Source organism: Sphingomonas citricola, from assembly GCF_019429535.1.
Lineage (GTDB): Bacteria > Pseudomonadota > Alphaproteobacteria > Sphingomonadales > Sphingomonadaceae > Sphingomonas > Sphingomonas citricola.
The window spans coordinates 41417-64767 of the sequence record NZ_JAHXZM010000002.1 but is presented as its reverse complement, the minus strand read 5'-3'; the positions used below and the strand labels follow the sequence as shown (position 1 = coordinate 64767).

The 23351-nt window shown below is 67.5% G+C and carries 17 protein-coding genes; 5 read left to right on the top strand and 12 right to left on the bottom strand.

Annotated features, from left to right (window positions below; genetic code table 11):
- Positions 1-10: 10 nt before the first annotated feature.
- From uxuA to KZ810_RS04250, 3 genes are read right to left on the bottom strand one after another with little or no spacing between them, the layout of a single operon-like run.
- Positions 11-1204 carry a mannonate dehydratase gene (gene uxuA / locus KZ810_RS04260; protein ID WP_308461484.1) on the bottom strand — a complete coding sequence of 398 codons (1194 nt, stop codon included), beginning with the start codon at positions 1202-1204 and terminating at the stop codon, positions 11-13.
- Entirely contained in the window at positions 1201-2568 is a 1368-nt protein-coding gene (locus KZ810_RS04255; RefSeq protein ID WP_219767788.1) for an alpha/beta hydrolase family protein, read from the bottom strand. Before KZ810_RS04255 ends, uxuA begins: the two co-directional genes overlap by 4 nt.
- A 32-nt stretch (positions 2569-2600) precedes the next feature.
- Positions 2601-4925 carry a TonB-dependent receptor gene (locus KZ810_RS04250; RefSeq protein ID WP_219767787.1) on the bottom strand — a complete coding sequence of 775 codons (2325 nt, stop codon included), beginning with the start codon at positions 4923-4925 and terminating at the stop codon, positions 2601-2603.
- A gap of 190 nt (positions 4926-5115) precedes the next feature.
- On the opposite strand from KZ810_RS04250, the gene KZ810_RS04245 reads away from it, so the two are divergent.
- Entirely contained in the window at positions 5116-5901 is a 786-nt protein-coding gene (locus KZ810_RS04245; RefSeq protein ID WP_258044429.1) for a FadR/GntR family transcriptional regulator, read from the top strand.
- A 12-nt stretch (positions 5902-5913) separates the two neighbouring features.
- Here KZ810_RS04245 and KZ810_RS04240 read toward each other — a convergent pair whose 3' ends face one another.
- From KZ810_RS04240 to KZ810_RS04230, 3 genes are all read right to left on the bottom strand, one after another.
- Complete coding sequence (locus KZ810_RS04240; protein ID WP_219767786.1) at positions 5914-8316, bottom strand: glycoside hydrolase family 31 protein; 2403 nt, start codon at positions 8314-8316, stop codon at positions 5914-5916.
- A complete protein-coding gene (locus KZ810_RS04235; protein WP_258044428.1) occupies positions 8313-9590 on the bottom strand; it encodes an MFS transporter in 1278 nt (425 codons plus the stop codon). The genes KZ810_RS04240 and KZ810_RS04235 overlap by 4 nt, the downstream gene beginning before the upstream one ends.
- Before the next feature lie 71 nt (positions 9591-9661).
- On the bottom strand, positions 9662-10597 hold the full coding sequence (locus KZ810_RS04230; protein WP_219767785.1) for a sugar kinase: 936 nt from the start codon (positions 10595-10597) through the stop codon (positions 9662-9664).
- Positions 10598-10727: 130 nt separating this feature from the next.
- Between KZ810_RS04230 and uxaC the strand changes: the two genes are divergently transcribed.
- From uxaC to KZ810_RS04210, 4 genes are all read left to right on the top strand, one after another.
- The gene (gene uxaC, locus KZ810_RS04225) at positions 10728-12140 is read left to right on the top strand and encodes a glucuronate isomerase (RefSeq protein ID WP_219767784.1); all 1413 of its coding nucleotides are present in this window, start codon (positions 10728-10730) and stop codon (positions 12138-12140) included.
- Positions 12137-13531, top strand: coding sequence for a mannitol dehydrogenase family protein (locus KZ810_RS04220; protein WP_219767783.1), 1395 nt, complete (start codon positions 12137-12139; stop codon positions 13529-13531). The genes uxaC and KZ810_RS04220 overlap by 4 nt, the downstream gene beginning before the upstream one ends.
- Before the next feature lie 458 nt (positions 13532-13989).
- Positions 13990-15609 (top strand): ATP-binding protein, encoded by a 1620-nt coding sequence (locus KZ810_RS04215; protein ID WP_219767782.1) that lies wholly within the window; start codon positions 13990-13992, stop codon positions 15607-15609.
- A 5-nt stretch (positions 15610-15614) separates the two neighbouring features.
- Positions 15615-16208, top strand: coding sequence for a response regulator transcription factor (locus KZ810_RS04210; RefSeq protein ID WP_373369138.1), 594 nt, complete (start codon positions 15615-15617; stop codon positions 16206-16208).
- A 440-nt stretch (positions 16209-16648) separates the two neighbouring features.
- Here the strand turns inward: KZ810_RS04210 and KZ810_RS04205 are convergent, their stop codons facing one another.
- From KZ810_RS04205 to KZ810_RS04180, 6 genes are all read right to left on the bottom strand, one after another.
- Positions 16649-17722 carry a c-type cytochrome gene (locus KZ810_RS04205; protein WP_219767780.1) on the bottom strand — a complete coding sequence of 358 codons (1074 nt, stop codon included), beginning with the start codon at positions 17720-17722 and terminating at the stop codon, positions 16649-16651.
- Positions 17719-18300 (bottom strand): cytochrome c oxidase assembly protein, encoded by a 582-nt coding sequence (locus tag KZ810_RS04200; RefSeq protein ID WP_258044426.1) that lies wholly within the window; start codon positions 18298-18300, stop codon positions 17719-17721. The genes KZ810_RS04205 and KZ810_RS04200 overlap by 4 nt, the downstream gene beginning before the upstream one ends.
- A 5-nt stretch (positions 18301-18305) precedes the next feature.
- Positions 18306-18698, bottom strand: a complete 393-nt coding sequence (locus KZ810_RS04195; protein ID WP_219767779.1) for a hypothetical protein — start codon at positions 18696-18698, stop codon at positions 18306-18308.
- Complete coding sequence (gene ctaD / locus KZ810_RS04190) at positions 18695-21217, bottom strand: cytochrome c oxidase subunit I (RefSeq protein WP_219767778.1); 2523 nt, start codon at positions 21215-21217, stop codon at positions 18695-18697. The genes KZ810_RS04195 and ctaD overlap by 4 nt, the downstream gene beginning before the upstream one ends.
- 22 nt (positions 21218-21239) lie before the next feature.
- Positions 21240-22115 (bottom strand): cytochrome c oxidase subunit II, encoded by an 876-nt coding sequence (gene coxB, locus KZ810_RS04185; protein ID WP_258044423.1) that lies wholly within the window; start codon positions 22113-22115, stop codon positions 21240-21242.
- A gap of 568 nt (positions 22116-22683) precedes the next feature.
- Positions 22684-23304 carry a TetR/AcrR family transcriptional regulator gene (locus tag KZ810_RS04180; RefSeq protein ID WP_219767776.1) on the bottom strand — a complete coding sequence of 207 codons (621 nt, stop codon included), beginning with the start codon at positions 23302-23304 and terminating at the stop codon, positions 22684-22686.
- Positions 23305-23351: the final 47 nt, after the last annotated feature.

The following is a 23351-nucleotide window of genomic DNA, read 5'->3' as shown; positions in this document are numbered from 1 at the left end:
ATCTCTCGTCTCAGGTCGTCGCGTGCGCGATCCCCGCTTCCAGCCCGCGCAACTCCGCGAGCCCGCGCATCCGTCCGAGCAGCGAATAGCCCGGGTTGGTCACCTTGCTCAGGTCGTCGAGCATCTGGTGCCCGTGGTCCGGGCGCATCGGGATCGCGCGCGCTTCACGTCGCTGCAGCCGGTGCACCGCCGCGACCACCGCCGCCATGCCCGCGTCGCCTGCCAGATGTGGCGCCTCGTGGAACGCGCCGTTCGCCTCGCGCTGTACCGAGCGCAGATGGAGGAAGCCGATCCGCGCGCCCAAGCGATCGACCATTCCGGCGAGGTCGTTGTCGGCGCGGACGCCGAACGATCCGGTGCACATGCACAACCCGTTCGACCGGTTGGGCACCGCGTCGAACAAGGCGGCTACGTCGCGTTCGGTGCTGACGACGCGCGGCAGGCCGAAGATTGGGAACGGCGGGTCGTCGGGGTGGACGACCAATTGCACGCCGACCTCGTCGGCGACCGGACAGACCGCGCGCAGGAATGCGACGTGGTTCGCGCGCAGCGTGTCGGCGTCGATCCCGTCATAGCCGCGCACGGCGTCCAAAAACGCCGCGGCGGTGAAGCTCTCCTCGCTGCCCGGCAGTCCGGCAATGATCGTCCGCTCGAGCCGGTGGCGCGCCGCCTCATCCATCGCGTGATACCGACGCTCCGCCGCCGCGAGCGTGTCGGGCGCGTAATCGTCGCGTGCGCCAGGCCGCGCGAGCATGAACAGGTCGAACGCCGCGACCATCTCGAGCTCGAACCTGAGCGCCAGCGCGCCGTCGGGCATCGGCCACGCCAGATCGGTGCGCGTCCAGTCGAGCAGCGGCATGAAATTGTAGGTGATCACGCGGATGCCCGCGGCGGCCAAGTGGCGCAGGCTGGTCCGGTACGCCTCGATCAGCCGGTCCCAGTCAGGCCCACGCTTCTTGATGTCCTCGTGCACCGGCAGGCTCTCGACCACGGTCCAGTCGAGCCCGGCTGCCTGCACCGTCGCGCGGCGCGCCCTGATCGCCTCGAGCGGCCAGACCTCGCCGTTGGGGATGTCGTGTAGCGCGGTCACCACCTCGGTCGCGCCGGACTGGCGAATGTCGCTGAGGCTGACCGGATCGGCGGGGCCGAACCAGCGCATCGTCTGCGTCATCCGCGGCGCATCGCCGCTCACGTCGTCGCTCACGAGGCCGGCTCCGCCTCGAACCGCAGGCCGGTGGCGCGGCTTGGCTGGAACCCCTTCCACACGGTTGCGACCGGCGCACCGGGGCTGAACCCGTCGTAGCGCCCGATCGGCGCGTTCGGCCAGTTGCCCGCGTCGGCATCGCTCACCAGCCCGTCGAGATAGGCCGCCTTGGCCGTCTCGCCCTTCGCGAACCGGTCGAGGAACGCGGTGATGAAGTGCATCTGGATCGGCAGCAGGCGATCCTTGCGCCACACCGCGTCCTCGAACCAGTCCATGTCCCAGAAGGTGCCGCGCATTTCCGCGGGCGCGCCGGCGAGCGCGATGCTGTGCCCCGCGCCCTTAAAGGTCAGCAGGTAGCGCGGCGCGCGCCGCTCCCGCGCGAACAGGTCGCGCACCGCGTCATAGCCGACCGCGTGATCGTGCTCGCCCGCGACGAACAAGGTCGGTGCCGTGATCGCGCCGACGCCTGCCCCGGAGGTTGACCAGGCCGGTGTCTCGCCGAAGCGGCTGGCGGGCGCGATCGCGACCACCGCCTTCACGTTCGCGACCTTGAGCGATGCCGCGCGCGCGCCACCCGCGGCGTAATCGGCGAGGATCCCGCGCGACAGCGACCCCATCTGCGGGTTGAGCAGCGCGCCCGCGGCGGTCAGCACGCCGTAGCCGCCCATCGAGTAACCGATCAGCACCGTGCGTGATGCATCGGCGGCGGCGAACACGCCGTCGCGCCGCGCGGCGCGGCGCTGTGCCTCGGCGGCCACGAACGCGATGTCGAGCGGACGCCGCGTGATCGGACCCGACCGCGCCGCGGCGGTGCGGATGCTGATCGGTGGATCGCCGAACGCGGGGGCGACGACGACATAACCCTTGCTCGCCAGATTCTCGCCCAGCCAGGCGAGCGCCTCGGGCGCGTTGCCGTACCCATGGGCGAGGATGACCAGCGGAAACCGCCCCGCCGCTGCGCGCGCGCCGGGTGTGGCCAGCCCGGCGAGCGTGAACGGAACGTCGCGCCCGTCCGCGCCCGACATCGCGGCATGGTAGGTGGTGCCGGTCCCGGTGCGTGCCCCCCCGCGAGCCGCCGGGTACCAGACCAGCGTCGGCAGCCGCCGCGCGGTCACCAGCGGCCGGTCCGCGCCTTGCAACGGGTCGGCCTGCGCCGGCTGCACCAGCTCGACGCGCGCGAGCCCCACCGGATATGCGCCGAGCCGCGCGAGTTCGGGCGCGTCGACCGGTGGGCGGGCCTGCGCATCATCCGCGGGCTGGATGGCGGGGCGCGGTGTTCCGGGGTGCGGCACCCCGGCGGCGATCGCGGTGCCGGTCGCGACCGCCAGCAGCGCACCCGCCAGCACCACCTTCTTCATCGTCATCACCAATCCCCGTTCGTATCCCGCCGGTGCCCCTAGAAGTTCAGGCCCAGGCGCAGTCCGGCGTAACGCTTGAAATCGCGCGGCAGCACGGCCTGGGTCGCGATGTTGTTGCCGAAATTGCCCGCGGTGTTGACCAGCGCGCCGTAATATTGCTGGTCGAACACGTTGTTGACGAAGGCGACCAGCTCCCAGCGGCGTTCCTCGTCGCGCACGCCGAGCCCGACGTTGACGATGTGGAACGCGGGCTGGAACAGCTGCGGATCGCGCGGGGCGAAGTACAGGCTGCTCTGATATTGCCAGTTGAACTGCGCGACGCCGCGCAGCCCGGTGGTCAGCGAGGGCGAGTAATCGCCGCTGACGTTGAACTTCCATTCCGGCGCCTGCGCGACGCGCTCGCCGTTCAGGTTCTGGCTCGCGGGCGTGCCGGTGCAGCCCTGCGCCGTCGTCTGGAGCGGATAGCATTGCGCGACCGGGAACGATTTGTAGGTGGCGTCGAGGTAGGTAACTGCGCCGTTCAGGTTCAGGTCGTCGGACAGGCGCAGCGATCCTTCGAACTCGATGCCGCGGGTGTTCAGCTTGCCGACGTTGGTCAGCCGGTAGTTCGAGGTGCCGTCCGCCAGCGTCTCGATCGTCTGCGCCTGCAGGTTGCGGTAATTGGTGTCGAACAGCGTGACGTTCGCGGTCAAACGCCGATCGAAGAACTGGCTGCGGATGCCGAGCTCCTTGTCGCGCGAGCGTTCGGGGCGGATCGGGCCGGCCGCGGCGCGGTTCTGGTTGAACCCGGTGGTCAGATCGTAGGTCTGCCCCTTGTACCCGGTCGCGTAGGTGAAGAACGCGTTGATGTCGCGCGTCAGGTCGTATTTGACGCTCGCACGGTAGGTACCCGCGGTGTCGCTCGCGTCGCCCGAATAGAAGCGGTTGGTCAGATTGTCGCGGTAGGTATAGGCGACCCGCTCGTTCTGCACGCGTCCGCCGCCGGTGAGGGTAAGCCCCGGGGTCAGCGTCCAGTCGACCTGCGCGAAGCCCGCGATCTGGCGCGACTTCGACGTCGCGAACCAATTGGCGAGCGAGAAGACGGGGCCGCGCTGGAACGGCCGCTCGAATGCATTGCTCGCCAGATACACGCCGACCGTATAGCGGAACGGCTTGTCGCCCGGCGACTGTAGCCGGACTTCCTGCGTATATTGCTCGGAGTCGAACTGCCCGACCTGGGTGTTGTTGCCGATCGCGCCCGCGGCCGAGGTGTCGTCGTGGTCGAGAAAATCGTCGAGGTGGAAGCGATCATAGGAGGTGATCGAGACGAGGTTCATCTCGCCCAGCGCGACCTCGCCGCGCAGATAGCCGCCCCCGCCCTCGTATTTGGTGCGCGAATTGTAATTGTTGCTGATCTCGTCGTTGAACTCTTCGACGCTGACACCGGGCAGGACGACCGCCGGGGTGAGGCCGGCGGTACCGCGCAGCCGCGCATTCGGGCCGAAGCGGACGAAGGGGCGGCCGACATCGGTGTTGCCGTTGACGTAGTTGAGCGACAGCGTCAGCGACGCGTCGTCGACCGGCTCCCACCGAACCTTGCCGCGCAGGTTGAGCGTCTCGCGGCCGTTCACGGTCTTGCCGTTGAAGCGGTTCTTCACGTTGCCGTCCCAATTGTTGTACGCGGCGGAGACGACGTAGCCGAGGCCGTCGCCTGCGGGCCCCGAGATGCTGAAGTTCAGGCCGTATTCGTCGTCGGTCGTCGCCACACCGTTCGCGCGCACGCGCAGCGTGCTGGTCGGGCTGCGCGTGATCAGATTGACGAGACCGGCGGACGCCGACTTGCCGTACAGCGTGCTCTGCGGGCCACGTAGCACCTCGATCCGCTCGACGTCGGGCAGGTCGGTGAAGGCGCGCGCCTGGAATGCGAGCGGCACCTCGTCGACCAGCACCGCGACGCTCGATTCGACGCCGATGCCGAACGCGAACGTGCCGACGCCGCGCAGCGAGATGTTGGAATTCTGCGGCTGTTCGGCCGGGCGCACGACGAGCGAGGGCGCGATCTTGCCGATGTCGGTGAAGTTGCGGACGCCCGCGCTGGCGAGCTGTGCCGGGGTCACTACCGCGACCGCGAGCGGCACCTGCTGGATGTTCTCGGCCCGCTTGTTGGCGGTGACGATGATCTCGCCCGCGGTCGCCTCGCCCTGAACCGCGGCGGTCGGGCCGCCGGGTGCGCCCTGCCCGTCCTGCGTCAGTTGCGCGGATGCGGTGTCAGTCGGTGTCGCGTCGAGGGTCGGGGGCACTGGCGTCTGTGCCGTGGCCGGGGCGGCAGCGGTGGCGAGTGCGACCGAAATGGCGATGGTCGCGGCGGACGTGCGCAGGTTCATCGAAATCCTCCCTTTGACGTGTCGCCGCTCTTTGGTCGGCTGGACATGATGGAGGCGTACCAATTGGCCTTACCATTGGCAAGCGGCATTTACGGTTGGTAAGACAGTAGTGTCGACCCTGGCGAGTTTCGACGCGTTGCAGCGGTGTAGCCAACCCGCTAGGCTGCGTAGCCATCCGGGAAGAGTTGCATTGATAAGACCACTTCGCGCGTCGCCGTCGCTCCTCCAGCCCGACGGCCGAAAATTGTACCAGCAGGCCGCCGCCGCGATCGCCGCCGCGATCCAGCGCGGTGACTATCGCCCCGGGCAGCGCATTCCGTCGGAACGCCACCTCGCCGAGGAGCACAAGGTCAGCCGCCCGACGATCCGCGAGGCGTTGATCGCGCTCGAGGTCACGGGGCTAGTCCGATCACGCCACGGATCGGGCATCTTCGTCGTCGACAATCCCAGCAGCGACGCGCTGTCGCTCAGCCTCGATATCGGCGCGTTCGAGCTGACCGAGGCGCGCCGGTTGTTCGAGGGCGAGACCGCCGCACTAGCCGCCTTGTCGATCACCGAGGCCGATCTCGCACGGCTGGAAGAACTGATCGGCGAGATGGAGCGCGAGAACCAGCAGCAGGTCGGGGGCGAGCGGGCCGATCGCGAGTTCCACCTGGTCATCGCGCGCGCAACCGCGAATTCGGCGATCGTCGGCGTGATCGAGTCGCTGTGGGATGCGCGCTACAGCTCGCCCCTATGCGCCGAGATGCTGGAGCGCGCGCGCAAGGTCGGCGTGCAACCGCGCATCGACGAGCATCTCGTCATCATCCAGGCGCTGCGCAACCGCGATCCGGCCGCCGCGCGCACCGCGATGCGCGACCATCTGGCGCGCGTGATCGACGGGCTGCTCGAGGCGACCGAGATCGATACGATGGAACGCACGCGCGCCGAACTGGAGGAGAAACGCAGCGCGCTGGCACGCCGCGTCTCAGTGTGACATCGGCGGTGGTCAGACCAGACTGATCGCCACCCCCGCGCGGCCGCCGTGCCGAACCGCGCTGCCCGCACCGTCGTTCACGATCAGCCGACGCGTGTCGCCGGGCGGCAGCAGCAGCGTGATATCCGAGCCGCCGAACGTGCCGGGACCATTGCGGCGCACCTGCACCGACACGCTGTCCGCGTCGGCGCTGCCGGTTACGAGCCAGCGGTCGATCGGCCCATCGCCGTCACCCGCATCCTCCACCGCATTGCAGGCGAACGTGCCGTCACGCGGCGGGAACAGCCACAATCCGCGGCGATAAGGCTCGGGCCGCCAGCCCCCGCGCGCCAGATCGACCAGCATCGCCGTTCCTGCGCGTGCGAGCAGCGGCGGAGCGCCGTCGAGCGGGGCATCGAGCGTCACCTCCGTGCCGCCCGCGACCCCTTGCCCGCCCCACACGTCGATCCAGTCCGCGCCCGCGGGCGCACGCACGCGCCGCGTCGTCGCGCCCGGCTCCATCACGGGCGCGGCGAGAAGATTGGAACCGAGCAGATGCTCGTCGCACTCGTCCCAGCTTCGCGCGTCGTCCGCGAAATCGAGCCATACCGGGCGCACCATCGGCTCGTAGTCGCGCGCGTAGCGGTGGAGCAGGTCGTAGAAGAACGGGATCAGCGTCTGCCTGAGCGCCATCAGCCGGTGGATCGCGGGCAGTACCTCCGGGTACATCCACGGTTCGTTGACGCTGCGATCGTCGTTCCAGCTATGGATGCTGAAACGCGGCATCAGGATGCCCGCCTGTACCCAGCGCACCAGCAATTCGGGCGACGGCGCCGGGCCGGAAAAGCCGCCGACATCGTGCCCGCTGTTCGACACGCCCGACAAAGCGAGCCCGATCGACTGGCGCGCATTGTAACGGATCGTCTTCCACGCGGTGCGGTTGTCGCCCGACCAGGTCTGCGCGTAGCGGTGCAGCCCCGCCATCCCCGAGCGGGTGACGACGTAGGGACGCAGGTCGGGCCGCGCCTCGACCTGCGCGCGCCGCGACGCACGCGTCATCAGCATCGGCTGCACCGGGCGCATCGCCGCCGCAGCCTGTGCGGTGCCAAAGCCGGCGAAACGCGCGCGTGCATCCCACAGCTCATATTCGTTGTTGTCGTTCCACGTCGCCTCGATGCCGTGATCGAGCAGGGCCTGGCGGACCTCGCAGCGCCACCAGTCCGCCGCCGCGGGCTTGGTGAAATCGAGGTAGCTGCCGACCTCATCCCAGAATTGCGCCTCGACCGGCGTGCCGTCCTCGTCGGCGACGAACAGCCCTGCGGCCGCGACCTCGTCGTAGCGCGGATGGCTGCGCAGAAGCGCGGGCTTGATGTTGGGGACGAGCCGCACGCCCGCCGCGGCATAACCGGCGACGAACGCGGCGGGGTCGGGAAACTTGTCGCGGTTCCAGTGGAACACGTACCTTTTGTCGCCGATCGACGTGTAGCCCGACGACAGGTGGAACGACGTGCACCCCAGATCGTGTTCGGCGCATTGGTCGAGGAAACCCGCCATCTGCACCGCAGCGTCGGGCGCATCGGTATAGGTCATCGTCGAGCCCGAATAGCCGAGCGACCAGCGCGGCATCATCGCCGGACGCCCGGTCAGCCAGGTGAAGCGCCGCGTCACCGCGAGCGGATCCGGCCCCGCGATCATCCACAGGTCGAGGTTCCCTGCGTCGGCGACGATGTGGCGGTAGAGGCCGTGATAATTGTCGAGCTCGCGCCCGAGATCGACCGTCACGTCGGCGACACTGTCGTAGAATGCGCCGTGGCAGCGACCCGCGCTATCGGCGACGAGCAGGTACGGGATCGACTTGTACATCGGGTCGCTGTGCTCGGCGTCGAACCCCATCGGGTCGACGTTGGTCAGCCGGAAGCGCCGCCCGGCGCGGTCGCAGTCGCCGGTGCGGTCGCCCAGGCCGTAGAAACGCTCGCCCGGTTGCCTCGCGACATAATGATGCGCGCGCCCGTCCCACCAGCCGAAGTCGTAGGCCTGCGTCGGGCGATCCGCCGCCATCAGGCACCAGTCGCCGGCTTGCGCGGCCCGCTGCTCCCAGACGCAGTGCAGCCCATTCAGCGCGATCGTCACGCGGATACGCGCGGTCGCCACGATCAATGTGCCGTCCTGCTCCTCGCAGGTGAAATCAGGCAAGGCGAAACCGCTGGTGTCCATCCGGTCGCGACCCGGCTCGGCGAGGTCGCTTGCTCCGGGGGCGATCGCCCAGCTCGGCGGGCTGGTGACGCGCCCCTCGGCGAGCAGCAGTAGCCGCATCACGTCGTCCTCCAGCACGAAGACGTGCGCGATCGCGCCCGTATCGGCGGTGAGCGTGACGCGCCCCGGCGCGCGTGCCGACAGCGCGAAGACCGGGGGGCGGGAAAGCGTCGCGCGCCTCATGCGGGAAGTTCCTTGGATGGGTTCGGTTTGGCGGGGGTCGGCGCCGTCAGCTTGCCGATGAAGATGATGAAGATCGCCGCGCCGATCAGGTCGAGCACCGCGAGCACGCCGAACAGCGGACCATAGCCGACCGTGTCGGCGAACTGCCCGATCAGCAGCGAGAAGATCAGCCCGCCGATCCAGCCCGCCTGCCCGATGAAGCCGTTGGCGGTGCCGACCTCGCCGGGCGCGAACACGTCCGCCGACAGCGTGTTGATCAGCCCGGAGATCATCTGGTGCGCGAAGCCACCGATCGAGAACAGCAGGATCGCGGTATACGGGCTCGCGGCAAGCCCGATACAGCCCGGCGCGATCATCAGCACCGCGCCGAGCGCGATGCCCGCGACGCGCGACGGGATCAGCGCGACGCCGCGGCGCATCAGAAAGGGGGACAGATAGCCGCCCAGAATGCCGCCGAAATCGGCCGCGAGGAACGGCAGCCACGCGAACAGCGCGATCTGTTTCAGGTCCATGCCGCGCTCGGTCGCGAGATACAGCGGGATCCAGAAACTGAACGTCTGCCACGCCGGCTCGGCGAGGAAGCGCGGGACCGCGATCACCCAGAAACGCTGGCTGCGCAGGATCTCGCGCGGGCGGGCGCGCGCCGCCGGAGTGGCGGGCCGGTCGGCGGCGATCATGTCGCGCTCGTCCGCGGTGATGGCGTTGTGATGCTCGGGCGGGCGGTAGCAGGCGTACCAGGCGATCGCCCAGATCACGCCGACCGCCCCCGTGACGATGAACGCCCAGCGCCAATTGGCCCAGATTGCGACCGCGGCGACCACCGGCGGCGCGATCAACGCGCCGAGCGAGGTGCCCGCGTTGAACCAGCCGACCGCGACCGAGCGTTCGCGCGCCGGAAACCATTCCGCCACCGCCTTGATCCCCGAGGGGATCGCCGCGGCCTCGAAGATGCCGAGCAGCCCGCGAAACAGTGCGAGGCTGATCCAGCCGAACGCGAGCGCGTGGAGCATGTTGGCGGCCGACCACGCGAGCCCGAACATCGCGAACCCGATGCGCAGCCCGAAGCGGTCGACCAGCGCGCCCGCGATCGGCTGCATGATCGTATAGGCGAGCTGGAACGCGCCGACGACATAGCTGTATTGCTGCGTCGTCATGTGCAGCGCGGATTTCAATTCGGGGGCGAGCACGCCCAATGAGTTGCGCGCGAGATAATTGGCCATCGTGCCGGCGCAGATCAGCGCCACGATCCACCAGCGCAGGTTCCGTACGCGCAACGCCTGTCTCCTCCCCCGTCGGTTCCGGGCCCGCGCCGAGTTCGGCGTCGCCGGATCGACTAGCGCATCGGCTATGGCCTGTCCATATTGGTCGGGCCAATCATCCGCCCATAAGGCGCATCAGGCGTTCGCTCGGGGATGGCGCCACGCTGCATCACTACCCATCCCGCCACTTCATGCCCCGCGCGTGCGGCGGCGTGCGGCGCCTGCCCGCCGAGACGGGCGTGGAGATAGCCCGCGTTGAAGGCATCCCCCGCGCCGCTGGTGTCGACCGGGGACAGCACCGCCGCGGGTCGCACCAGCGCCCCGTCGACCAGGCAGCCGTCCGCACCTCGTTTCAGCGCCACCTCGTCGACACCGGCGCGCGCCCAGCCGTCGAGGATCGCCTCCGCCGCCCCTGCTCCCGTCAGCGCTTCCTCATCCTCCAGCGTCGGCAACCCGATGTCGGCGACCGCCAATGCGTCGCGGTAAGCCGCGCGCGCGTCATCGATGTCGGGCCACAATGCGGGGCGGAAATTGGTGTCGAACGTGACCCGTCCCCCGTTTCCTCGCACCGCGCGCGCGAGATCGAGCAGTGCCGCGCGTCCCGCGACCGGCAGGATCGCGAGCGTGATCATCGAGAACACGAGCAGGTCGGCCCGCGCCGCCGCGGCGATCGCGCCAGGGCTGCCCGGCAGCGCGAACATCTGCCGTGCCGCGCTGTCGCTGCGCCAGTAGGTGAACTGCCGCTCGCCGCGGTGATCGTTGCTGATCGCGTACAGCCCCGGGAGGCGCGCCGGGTCGGTCAACAGGAACTCGCGCCGCAACCCTTCGCCGACCCACGCCGTGCGCAGTTCGTCGCTGAACGGATCGGAACCCAGCGCGGTCAGGAAGCCAACGTCGTGCCCCAGCCGCGCGAGATGGATCGCGGTGTTGAGCGTATCTCCACCATAGGCGAGCGTCCACGCGCGCGGCTGACCCGCGGGCGACAGCTCGATCATCCCCTCCCCCACTACGACGATCGTCATTGCGCGCCTATCTTGCCTGACCAATGTTGCGGCTCTGGTAAAATGAGTCAGGCTTGGCTAGCAAGCGGCAACGTTGAAGGAGAGAGGATATGCGAGAAAGCACCCCGATCATCACGCTCGATCCGCGGCGATGACCCGCCCGCTCCGCCTCCACCCCGACCGGCTGTTCGCGAGCGACCCGGTGCAGCGCGACATCGCGCGCACCCTGTACGCCGCGGTCGCCGACCTGCCGATCGTCTCGCCGCACGGGCACACCGACCCGCAATGGTTCGCGACCGATGCACCGTGGGAGAATGCGGCCGAGCTGCTGCTGACACCCGATCACTACATCTTTCGCATGCTCTACAGCCAGGGCGTGCCGCTCGAGGCGTTGGGGGTACCGTCGCGCGAAGGTGCACCCGCGACCGACCCGCGCGCGGCGTGGCGGACCTTTGCCGACCATTACCATCTGTTCCGCGGCACGCCGTCGCGACTGTGGCTCGACCATGTCTTCGCCGAAATCATGGGCTTCGACGTGCAGCTGGAGGCGGCGACCGCCGACCTGTATTTTGACGCGATCGCCGAGAAGCTCGCGTCGCCCTCCTTCCGCCCGCGCGCGCTGTTCGACCGGTTCGGGATCGAGCTGCTCGCCACCACCGAGGGCGCGGAAGCCGATCTGTCGGCGCATCACGCGATCCGCGGGTCGGGATGGAACGGGCGCGTCGTCACCACCTATCGCCCCGATGGCGTGATCGACGTCGAGCACGAGCAGTTCGCCCCCGCGATGGCGCGCTTCGCCGAATTGACCGGCGAGGACGTGTGGTCGTGGAAGGGCTATCTCGCCGCGCATCGCCGCCGCCGCGCCGACTTCCGTGCCGCCGGCGCGACCGCGAGCGATCACGGCCACCCATCGGCGCGCACCGCCAACCTGTCCCCGCACGAGGCCGAAGCGCTGTTCGCGCGCGTGACGGCGCCCGATCCCTCGCCCGAGGATGCCGACCTGTTCCGCGCGCAGATGCTGACCGAGATGGCGCGGATGAGCGTGGAGGACGGCATGGTGATGCAATTGCATCCGGGCTCGTTCCGCAACCACAATGCGGCATTATTCGCCAGCCACGGCCGCGACAAGGGTGCCGACATTCCGATGCGGGTCGATTACGTGTCCGCGCTGAAGCCGTTGCTCGACGTGGTCGGCAACGAGCGCGATTTCACGCTGATCCTCTTCACGCTCGACGAATCGACCTACGCGCGCGAGCTCGCCCCGCTCGCCGGCCATTACCCGTGCCTGCGGCTCGGTCCGGCGTGGTGGTTCCACGATTCACCCGAGGGGATGCGGCGCTACCGCGAGATGACGACCGAGACCGCGGGCTTCTACAACACGGTCGGGTTCAACGACGACACGCGCGCGTTTCTGTCGATCCCCGCGCGCCACGACGTCGCGCGCCGCGTCGATTGCGCGTTTCTCGCCCGGCTGGTCGCCGAGCACCGGCTCGAAGACTGGGAGGCCGCCGACCTCGCGCACGAACTGACGGTCGGGCTCGCGCGCCGGGCGTACCGGTTGTGAGGCTGTCGCCCGCGACGCTCTCGCACCTGCCCGGTGACGTCGCACGCCCCGACTATGACCGGACCGACCAGCGCCGCGGCATCGTCCACTTAGGCATCGGCGCGTTCCACCGCGCGCACCAGGCCGCCTATACCGACCGCGCGATGGCGGCGGGCGACCGCGACTGGGCGATCACCGGCGTGTCGCTACGCTCACCGCAGGTGCACGACGCGCTCGCACCGCAGGACGGGCTCTATACGCTGACCGAACGTGACGGATCGGCCGAGCGGACGCGCGTGATCGGTGCGATCCGCGACGTGCTGGTCGCGCCGCACGATCCTGCCGCGGTCGTCTCCGCGCTCGCCGCGCGCGACACGCACGTCGTCACGCTGACGATCACCGAGAAGGGCTATCACCGCCGGCCCGACGGGACGCTCGATCCCGCCGTGACGACCAGCGGCGCACGCACGATCTATTATTATCTGGGCGATGCCTTTGCCGCACGGCGGGCGGCCGGGCATGCCGGATTGACGTTGGTGTCGTGCGACAATCTCAGCGCCAACGGTTCCGCGCTGCACCGGTCGATCGCGGAATTCCTCGACGCCACCGCGCCCGATCTGCGCGCGTGGTTCGAGGCCGAGTGCGCGTGCCCCTCGACGATGGTCGATCGCATCGTCCCCGCGGTCACCACGGCCGAGCTCGACGCGCTCGCGCAGCGGATCGGGCTGTGCGACGAGGCCGCGGTCTTCACCGAGCCGTTCCATCAGTGGGTGATCGAGGATCGCTTCGCGGGACCGCGGCCGCGCTGGGAAGCCGGCGGCGCGCAGTTCGTCGCCGATGTCGGCCCGTATGAGACCGCGAAGCTCCGGCTGCTCAACGGCGCGCATTCCGCGCTCGCCTATCTCGGGCTCGAGCGCGGGCTGTCGTTCGTTCACGAGGCGGTAGCCGATCCCGCGATACGGCCACTGGTCGAGCGACTGATGCGGGTCGAGGCCGCGCCGACGATCGAGGCCGCGGCCGGGCAGGACCTGCCCGCTTACATCGATGCGCTGCTGCACCGCTTCGCCAACCCGGCGCTCGCGCACCGGCTGGACCAGATCGCGACCGACGGGTCGCAGAAGATCGGGCCGCGCTGGTTGGAGCGACTGGCGAGCGCGCGCGGGCGTGACACGCCATGCGAGGCGACGCTGCAGGCGCTCGCCGCCTGGATCGTGTTCGTGCGCGGTGATCGCGGGATCGTCGCCGACCCGCTTGCCGACAGGCTCGCAGCGACGTGGCGGCAGGCGGGGACGGACAATATCGTGGACGCCTTGTTCGCGGGTGACGGCCTGCTTCCCGCGCCCACCGCACTCGACCACGCACGGCGCACGATCCTGACGCAGATGGTACGATCGCGGATTTCGGCCGGTTGATCGTCGATGATCGTCGGGGGAGCGTCGATCCGAGGCTCTTTCGCCAAGCTTCGTTGCGATGGCCGATGCCGACGCGCGTAAGGCTCGTAGTGAACGCAGATTATTTGCCGACCGGATTAGCTCAGGGCGCGAGACGAGTTAGCGGCGCGGGGTAAGCGCCTGCGCTATCCATGAGGACATCAGCCGCCGAATCTGGTTGATTGAACCATGCGTGGCCGCAATCGCCCCCGTCGTGATCGTCGGCACGACGATGTGCCTGACCGAACGGCTACCCCCACCAACGCGCCCGTGAGCATCGAGACGACAGGAAGGGCTGCCCCCCAACCTTTCCTGCCGTCGACCGCGGCAATGGACATCGAGCGATCGTCTGCCCATCCGGGAATTTCCCGGAAGCGTACGTCTCTTTCCGGGAATTTTCCGGGTTGGTCTGCGCAGGCGCGACGCGCACAAGCGTCGGCGTGACCACCGTTGCCGTCCCCGCCCACGCGAATGGCCGCGCATTCGCGAATGTGCGGAGCGGATCGATCGCGCCTGCCGCGGCGCTGCTGGCGCTCTACGCACTCGGCTTCACGCTGCTGCACGAGCTCGCGCGCGCCTGGGGCGGGGCCGGTTTCTACTCTTTGTGGTTCCCCGTCGCCGGATGGCGGCTGGCGCTGCTGTGGCACCAGGGGCCGCGTTGGACGCTGCCGATCGCGCTGGTCGAGCTGGCGATCGATCTCATTCTCGGTGCAATTCCCCTCGGAGGACCCGATGCTCCGATCGCCTGGATCGGCGCGGTTCGACCGGTGCTCGCCTACGGCTTGGCGGTCTGGGGCGTCAGGCGATTGGTGTCCCGGCCAGGGGCGGCGGGTGTGACGCTGCTGGCCCCGCCCATGCCGCTAGCGCTCGTCAGCATCGCGGCGCCGGTGCTCGCCGCGCTTCTCACCTTGCCGCAGGCGCTGTGGCGCGGAGACCTGACCGGGGTCGAGACCGCGCGGGATGTCGCACTGTCGATCGCGGCGTTCACGGTGGGTGATCTCCTCGGCACGCTGCTGATCGCGCCGCCGATGCTCTGGGTAGCCGATCGCTTGTCGGGGGTGCCTCGAACCGGCCTGCCGCGGCCAGGTAGCATGGCAATCGTCGAAGGCGCGCTCGTGCTTGGCCTCGCCGCGCTGACGGGCGAGATGCTGCGCTGGCTGGGGCTCGGATCGCAGTCTGCGCCCGCGCTGATCGGCGTCGCGTGGATCGGGCTGCGCTTCGGCCGCGTGCCGGCGTGGTGCGCGCTGGTGATCGTCTGCGCGATCACGCTCCCCCGCACCGCCGGCGCGGTGAACACGATCGAGCGGCTGCAATTCCACCTCGGGCTCGCGAGCGTCGTGATGGCGGGTTATCTCGCGGGCAGTTTTCACGACGCGCAGGCGCGGGCCCGCGCCGAGGTCGAGCGGCGCGACCGCCTGCTGTTCCAGGCCGAGCGGCTCAAGACACTTCGCGCGATGTCGGTCGCGGTGATCCATGAGATTTCTCAGCCGCTCTCCACGCTCGCGATCGAGGCGCGGCACCTGCACGAGTTGACGGTCGATGCATCGAACGAGGTGGCGACCACCGCCGCGCTCATCGACCGCAAGGCCGCGCATCTGTCAGGCCTCGTCCGGCGGCTGCGGCGCTACGGCGGACGTGCGGTGGACGAGCCGTCGCCACTACCGATCGCGACGCTGATCGAGAGCGTGGTCGCGCTCGCGAAGCCGGAGGTGCAGGCCGCCGACGTCACCTTGACCATCGCGCCGCTCGCCCCTTCCGCGACGGTCATGGCGCAGGAGATCGAATTGTCGCAGGCACTGGTGAACCTGATCCGCAACGCGGCGCAGGCGTGCGGCAAAGGGGGGGAGATTCTGCTGACCGTCGACGCTCAGGAAGAAGCCGTTTGCATCGCCATGTCCAACAAATGCGCCCGCACGGCCGCGCCGAGCGCCGGCATGGGGGTCGGCGTATTGGTCGCACGCGCGATCGTCGAGGCGCACGGTGGCACCCTCTCGCTCTTACGCGCGGAGGACATGGTCCGTGCCGTGATCAGTCTGCCCGCGATAGGGACCGCAGCGTGACGGAGGTGCCCGCTTCCCTGGCCACGGTCTATGTCGTTGACGACGATCACGACCTCGGTGCCAGCGTCGCGCGACTGCTGCGCCGCCACGGCTTCGCCGCCGAGCCGTTTCTCGACCCTGCCCCGCTGCTCGCGGTCTACGCGGACGTGGTGCCGACCTGCCCGGCACATTGCATCGTGACCGACGTGATGATGGGCGACATCGACGGGTTCGCCTTCGCCGATCGCGTCCGGGTGATCGATCCGGGCGTGGCGATCATCTTCATGACCGCCTGGCCCACGACCGCGAACGCCGTCGACTCGGTGCGGCGCTACGGCGGGCTCGACTATCTCGAGAAGCCGATCGACGAGGATCGCCTCGTCCGCGCGGTCACCGAAGGCGTCTCGTGGAGCATCCGGCGACGCTCAGCGCTCGGCCGGACCGCGCGCCTGACGGCGCGCGAGCGCCAGGTGTTCGACCTGCTGGTCGAAGGCCATCCCAACAAGGTCGTCGCCGACCGCCTCGGCCTCTCGCCCAAGACGGTGGAGGATCACCGTGCGGCGGTGCTCGCCAAGACGGGCGCCAATGGCCTGGCGGGCCTCATCGCGCTCTCGCGGTAGGGGTGGAGTGCGGTGATCTGAGCGTCGCTAGGTGGCGCAGGGTCGGCGTGCGTAGTTGGATAAGCGAGCAGGTCTGCCCGATACACGAGCGGACCGAGTGAGGCCATCCTTTCCTGGTAGCCACGGCGGCTTTACAGCAATCACGCAAGTCCTCCCGACGAAGGAAGATACCTTACCGGATGCAACCGGGATAAAGAGACGGGGGAGATCAAAAAAGCAGGTGGCGGTGCTGTCAGTCTGGCGCGAAGTGCTCTCTGGACGATGCACCAGCGCCTTTTGAGAGGGTGCGCCAGACTTGCGAGCACTTGGTCCCCAGCCAGCGCGTGCTTACGCGCAGGAGGCGTCCGTCTGTTCTATCGGCTTTATTTGCACACGGATGCAGGCGGTTTGACGGTGACCCGGTCATACCGTCTCTTAGCCCAGCAACCACCAGCCGCTGTTCAACGCCTCCCCTCAGCCAGATACGCCGCCAGCGGCTCGATCATATCCTCCGGGATGCGACGCGCGATTACCGGCATGATCGCCTGTGACTGGCGCGCATCGATTTCCTTGCCGTCCCCTTTCCAATTCCTGAGACGCGCCGCGAGATAGGCCGCGCGCTGCCCGGCCAAGATCGGCTGCGGCTTGCCCGGGCCATGACAACTGGCGCAGGCGGGCAATTGGACGCGGGGCAGGCCGCGCTCGACAATCTGCTGCGCTCGCCGTGCGGCAAGCGACGTGGCGGGCCGCGTCACCGGTCGGTCGATGAGCCCGGGCATGGCGGCAAAATGACGTGCGAGCATCGCGATCTGTACATCGTCGAGCGTCGCGGCCGCCTGCTGCATGACGGCGCTGTGTCGGGTATTGGCGCGGTAGGCCCGGAGCGCTGCCTCGAGCGCGGCGACGCGCTGCGCGCCCAAAATCGGAATGTCGCGCTGCCCACGTCCCTGCCCATTTGCGCCGTGACAACCGGTGCAGCGCGCGATCACCACGGCGTCCGATGCTGGTAGACTGGCAGGCGCGGCAGGGGTCACGACCAATGCCCGATACTGCGCCGGGGTCATGGTCGGCAGCGATCGGACGAACGCAACCATGCGCCGTATCTCGTCATCGCGCCCGTCGCTGCCCCAAGCCGGCATTCCGGAGAATTTGACGCCGTGACGCAGGATCCAGAACAACTGCCGATCGGTCCACTCGCGCGCGTTGACCGACAGGTCGGGAGCGTGCGGCGTCGCGCGCTGCATGACCGGTAGCGGCCGGACGCCCGGCGCGCCGTGGCACGAGGCGCACGCCTGCGAGAAATGCCCCGCCGCGCTCACCATCCCGCCGCGGTCGATCACTGTCTCTGGGGTCGATACCGCTGCGTGCGTGCGCACCGAATTGCGCATCACCCAGTGGAGGAACCAGTTGCTGATCGCCCAATGCCCGCTCGATGCGGCGACGTTGAAGATGCCTGACCAGGCGAACGCCATACCGAAAGCCGCAAGCCCCAAAAGCGAGACGATCACCCGCTTCCACGTCAGCCGGATCGTCACGCGCGCACCCCCTCCGCTCGCTGCCGAAGCAGCCCGGTCAACATCCATAGTCCGCCGAGACAGTAGCTCGCCCCGCCGATCACGAGCATCACCACGCCGCCGAGCTGCTGATCGGCGAGCGGATCAAGTCCGAATGCCGGATGCATCGCCATCCCGGGGTACAGGACGCGCGGCGCGAGCCCGATCAACACGCCCAGCAGCGTCATATGCATCGACGTAAGCAGCAGCGCCGCGACGCCGCCCGCCGGGCGCACCAGCGCGCTGCGCCACAAGGCGTAGCCGACGCCCAGGAACATCGCCTGCTCAATCAGCGTAATTGAAATCGAGCCGTCTGCCGCCGCCCGCGCGGCGGGGAGGTGCCAGCTCCACACCACAACGAGTTCCACCGCGGCGAGCAGTAGTGGCGTGCCTTGTCCTATCGCCCTACCCGCACCTACGACCGCATTCGTGTCGTTTCGCCACGCTAACAAAGGTGCCGCAACCGCGACCGCGAGCATGTGCCCGAGCATATGCCCGGTCATTCCGAGATGTGTGACCGATAGCGCGACCGAGATGCCCGCAACGCACAGGCCCGCCATGCGCATCATCGACAATCAGTCAGCATCAGCGCGGGCGCGGCGGTGAACAGTACGCCAACGACGCTCAACCCCGCGAGCAACAGCGTCGCGGTCGCTAGGAAGCGGGTGCGATCGATCTCGGTACTCTCGTCGTGCGGCGGCGGGTCGCCCGGTGTCCGGCTTTGGACGAACGCGACCGCACCCGAGGCGATGATGATCGCCAGCGCGACGATCGTGCCGATGACGAAGGCGACCGGAAACCGCGCGAACCCGCCCAGCTTCGCGCACGATACCGCCACCCACAGATAACAGAACATGAAGTGCACCGCCCAAACGGTCGGCGGCACGATCAATGTCCACAAGGTGACGCGGCGCGACCGGAGCCGGGCGGCAAGATTATTTTGATGCTCCTCGCTCATGACGCCGACGGGAACAGCCCGATCGTCGCGTAGGTGACGATCGCGGTCAGCGCTAGGAAGTGGAAATAGACGGTAATGTTGCGGATGTCCGCGTCATGCTCGGATGTCATCCGTCCAGCAAGGCTCCGTGCGAGCGTATAGGCCTGGCATATCACGCCGACACCGGCGTGCGCCGCGGTCCAGATCGCGAGCGTCCAGACGATCGCGGGGTAGACGTGAAGCTTGGGCGCGAGATCGGAGAACCACGGCCCCGCTAGCCCTGCGAACAGGCTAGCGAGGGTCACTGCAAGGCCCAAGCTGAGCAACGCACGCGCTGCGCCGACCTGCCCGCGCGCGTTCAGCTCGCGCGCCGCCACGGTGGTCGCCCATGACACGAGCGTCAGCGCCATCGCCACCATCGGCCAGAACGCGCCGGGCCCGTCCATGCCGGGGCCCGATGGTGGGAAATTCGGATGCACGGTCCAGAAGAAATAGTAACCGAACACCAGTCCCGAGAATGCCGTCGCATCCGCGAGCATGGTGATGAACATCGCCCACCAGCCGGGGGCCGCCGGGCCCGATCGATAGAGCGGAAGAACGATGCCGTGGCCGATCGGCTTCTCCGGCTTCTCGGGGATCTCCGCGGTCGACCAGAGCCACACGAGTACCGCGGCGAGCGTCGCCACCGCACCGCCCAGCGCCAGCCAGTAAAGGTGGTAGGTCGTCAGGATGAACACGCTGCCGAGTGCTACTGCGGTGATCATCGGGATCACACTGGGCGTACCAAGCCGGATCACCTGCGCCGGACGGGCATCGAGCGTCGTCGTGATGATCGTTTCACGTCGCCCCTCTTCCGCGTCGGGCAGGAAGAAGCGCCCCTCATCGACCTTGGCGACGAAATCTCTCTGGTCCCAGATCGGGTAGCGGCTTTCGATCAGTGGCACCGACCGAATGCCCCAGTCCTCGTCATCGGGGTGCGCCAGCCACTCGAGCGTGCCCGCGTTCCACGGGTTGCGTGGTGCCTTCGCGCGCTTGGGGCTGAGCGCCAGATCGATCACGATCACCAGCACGCCGGCAGCGAAGAGGTAGCTGCCGATCGTCGACGCTAGATTAAGCCCATCGACCCCCAGTTCGGCAGGATAGGTGAACACGCGCCGCGGCATCCCGAGCAGCCCGGTGATGTGCATCGGGAAGAAGGTCAGGTTCGCGCCGACGAACAGGATCCAGAAGGCGGTGCGCCCCATCCGGTCGGACAGCTTCTTCCCCGTGATCAGAGGCCAGTAATAATACAGCCCTCCGAACAGCGGCATTAGCGTACCGCCGATCAGGACATAATGCAGGTGTGCGACGATGAAATAGGTGTCATGTGCCTGCCAGTCGAACGGCGCGACCGCCACCATCACACCGGTCAGCCCTCCGATCACGAAGATCGCGATCGCGCCCAGGCAATAGAGCAGCGGCGTGGAGAACACGACGCGCCCCGCCCAGAGCGTGGCGATAAAGACGAATATCTGCACACCAGTGGGGATCGCCACGGCCTCCGAAGCGGCCGAGAAAAATGCCAGGCTGATCTTGGGAAGCCCGGTCGCGAACATGTGGTGGACCCACAGACCGAAGCTCAGGAATGCGGTGCCGACCGCCGCCAAAACTATCCACGGATAACCCAAGATGTGTCGCTGCGAAAAGGTCGGGACGATCATCGCGAACAGCGCAATCGACGGCAAAAAGACGATGTAGACTTCCGGGTGACCGAAGATCCAGAATAGGTGCTGCCAGAGCAGCGGGTCGCCACCCTTCGCGGGATCGAAGAACGGCCAGCCGAGCAACCGTTCCAGCTCGAACAATACATCGCCCGCGATCAGCGGCGGGAATGCGAACAGGATCATCACCGCCACGACCAGGATATACCAGGCGTAGAGCGGCATCAGGTTCAATCGCATGCCGGGCGGACGGCATTTGAGCACGCCGACGATCAATTCCACCGCGGCGGCAACCGACGACACTTCGATGAAGCTCAGCCCCAACATCCAGATGTCGGCGCCGAGCCCTGCCAGGTCGGTCCGCGTCGTGAACGGCGGGTACATGAACCAGCCGCCGTCGGGTGCGACATTGAAGAAAATGGACCCAGCGACGAACACGCCGCCGATCAGGAAACTCCAGTAACCGAACGCCGACAAGCGCGGAAACGGCAGGTCGCGCGCGCCGAGCAGCTGCGGCAGCAGGATGATCGACACCGCCTCGAACATCGGCACCGCGAACAGGAACATCATCATCGACCCGTGCAGCGTGAACAGCTGGTTGAAGGTCGAGGCGGTAACGAGGTCATTCGCGGGCACGGCGAGTTGCGCGCGCATGATCAGCGCCAGCACGCCCGCGAACAGCATGAAGCCGAACGCCGTCAGCGTGTACCACATGCCGACACGATTGTTGTTGACGTCGGTCCAGCGGAAGAACCAACCCGACGGCGGTTTCCACACCGCACGCAGCCGCTCCTCCTGCGCGGCCCGCAAGTTGGCGTCGTCCTGTGCGTGAAGGCTCACGCGACCGCTCCGGCGCAACAGGTCATTTCAAGGTTTCCAGATAGCGCGCGATCGTCGCGACGTCGGCGGGCGCCAGATGCGTATATGCGGGCATGCGCGCGCCAGGCTTCACGGACGGCGCGTGTGCGATGAAACGGCTCAGATTGACCTCGCTCATCGGAATGATCCCCGCGCCGAGCGTCGTGCGCGTGGCGATATGCGAAAAGTCGGGGCCGATCTTGCCCGCCGCCACGGTCCCCGCCACCGCGTGGCAGCCGCCACAGCCATTGTCGGCGAACAGGGCAGCGCCGCGCTGCGCGATCGGCGTGGTAGGTGCGGGCGCGGCGCTTCGCTGCGCGAGCAGCCAGCGATCAAACGCGGCCGGATCCATCGCCACAACATCAAACGCCATCAAAGCGTGGCTTAGTCCGCAGAATTCCGCGCACTGTCCGCGATAACGTCCGGCTTTCGTCGCACGGGCCACCAGCCGATTGGTTCGGCCTGGGATCATGTCGACCTTGCCCGCCAGTCCGGGGATCCAGAAGCTGTGGATCACGTCACCCGCGCTGAGACGAAAGTCGACGGTCCGTCCGACGGGGATACGCACCTCATTCGCAGCCGTGATCGTGCCGCCATCGGGCGTACGGTAGCCGACGCGCCACCAGAATTGCTCTCCAGCGACGTCAACAATGAGCGCATCTCGGTTCGCCTGTATCGGGCGCATCGCGGGCAAGGTGCCGATCAGCAGCGCTGCAAGCACGACCGTGGGGATCATCGCGCCCGCCCAAAGCACGAGCCGCATGCCTCCGCGATGCCCGATCGTGTCGCGTCGCGCCCTGATCGCCAATGTGAACAACACGGCGACGATAACGAAAATAACGAAGCCCGACACCGTCATTAAAATGGTCAAATCGCGCATTTTCGCGGCTTCAACGCCGAAGGTCGAAAAGGCGGACTGGCGAGACATCGTGGTAATGGAGCCCGCAAATTTCCCCCGACGCAAGCGGGCATAGTTCGCGCAACAGAATGTTACATCGATATGTAAGCTTCTCTGCCCAATGATTTCGCAATTTATAAAGCACGGTCGCGAGCAAGTTCGAATCGGATCAAGCCTATTCTACAAGAATAAGCCTGTCGCGATTCGCCCACGATGTTTGCATTGAGAAATACCTGTTAGGGATCAAAGCCGCGACGGAATAACCTGTGACAGCAGCATAATTGGAGACCTGACATGACTAGGGTTTCTTTTACCGTCAACATCCGGGCGGTGTTCCTGCTGAAACGATCCCGCCCGATCCCTGTATGACCGAAAAGTCAAAAAGAATTCAAGAGCTTCGCGTTATACCCAAAAGCACTCACTGAAGCACGGATCTATAGAGTCATAAAAGACAGTAGGTAGGCAGGAAATTAGTATATTTAGTTCGCACGAGATCCCGGCGACCGGTTGAGCTGAGCAGACGAGCGCATATCCTGCCTAACGAACAGCATTAGCCCACCAACTCTTCGAGCCTACCGCTCGGCGACAAGCGTTCAAACATGCTGCTCAGCAGATCAACCGATGCCTGCATGCTGTCGGGATCATCGATGAAGTCGCGGCCAAGCGCCATGCCGCGGACCGCCCAAACGACGAGCCGGATCGCCGCAGGATCGCGAACCGTGGCGCCGATCCGGTCGAAAAAGGCCGTCGCGGCAGCCTCTTCGATCACATTCTGCGCCGGTTTGATCAGGCTCGCCAGTTCGGGATCGCTGCGCGACGCGACGAAGATCTCCAGCACGGCAATGCCGGAAGGGCGCGACAGCACTTCCCACGATATTTCTGGCCAGTCGGATACACGCGCGCCGATCTGACGCTCACGCTGGATTTCACGATAGGCGGCGACCTCCTGATCGAACACCCATCTGACTACTTCCGCAATAAACGCGGCGCGCGTGGCGAAATGATGCGTGATCGCACCCCGGCTAACGCCCGCCTCGTCTGCGATCTCCGCGTTGCTGGCGCGATTGTAGCCCAGCCGGCTGATCGTCGTGACCGCCGCCTCGAACAGTGCGGCGCGCGTTTCCGCGGTTCGTTGTTCCTGGGTGCGTCGCAGGACGTTTACCTCGCTCATGCCGGACCAAATGGTGACACTGGCCGATCGGCCGGCGGCGGGCAAGA

Excerpts from the sequence above, each read along its gene's own strand:
- KZ810_RS04255 (WP_219767788.1), bottom strand. The coding sequence starts at position 2,568 with ATGACGATGAAGAAGGTGGTGCTGGCGGGTGCGCTGCTGGCGGTCGCG.
- KZ810_RS04250 (WP_219767787.1), bottom strand. The coding sequence starts at position 4,925 with ATGAACCTGCGCACGTCCGCCGCGACCATCGCCATTTCGGTCGCACTC.
- KZ810_RS04240 (WP_219767786.1), bottom strand. The coding sequence starts at position 8,316 with ATGAGGCGCGCGACGCTTTCCCGCCCCCCGGTCTTCGCGCTGTCGGCA.
- KZ810_RS04230 (WP_219767785.1), bottom strand. The coding sequence starts at position 10,597 with ATGACGATCGTCGTAGTGGGGGAGGGGATGATCGAGCTGTCGCCCGCG.
- uxaC (WP_219767784.1), top strand. The coding sequence starts at position 10,728 with ATGACCCGCCCGCTCCGCCTCCACCCCGACCGGCTGTTCGCGAGCGAC.
- KZ810_RS04200 (WP_258044426.1), bottom strand. The coding sequence starts at position 18,300 with ATGGCGGGCCTGTGCGTTGCGGGCATCTCGGTCGCGCTATCGGTCACA.
- KZ810_RS04195 (WP_219767779.1), bottom strand. The coding sequence starts at position 18,698 with ATGAGCGAGGAGCATCAAAATAATCTTGCCGCCCGGCTCCGGTCGCGC.
- coxB (WP_258044423.1), bottom strand. The coding sequence starts at position 22,115 with ATGCGCGATTTGACCATTTTAATGACGGTGTCGGGCTTCGTTATTTTC.
- KZ810_RS04180 (WP_219767776.1), bottom strand. The coding sequence starts at position 23,304 with ATGAGCGAGGTAAACGTCCTGCGACGCACCCAGGAACAACGAACCGCG.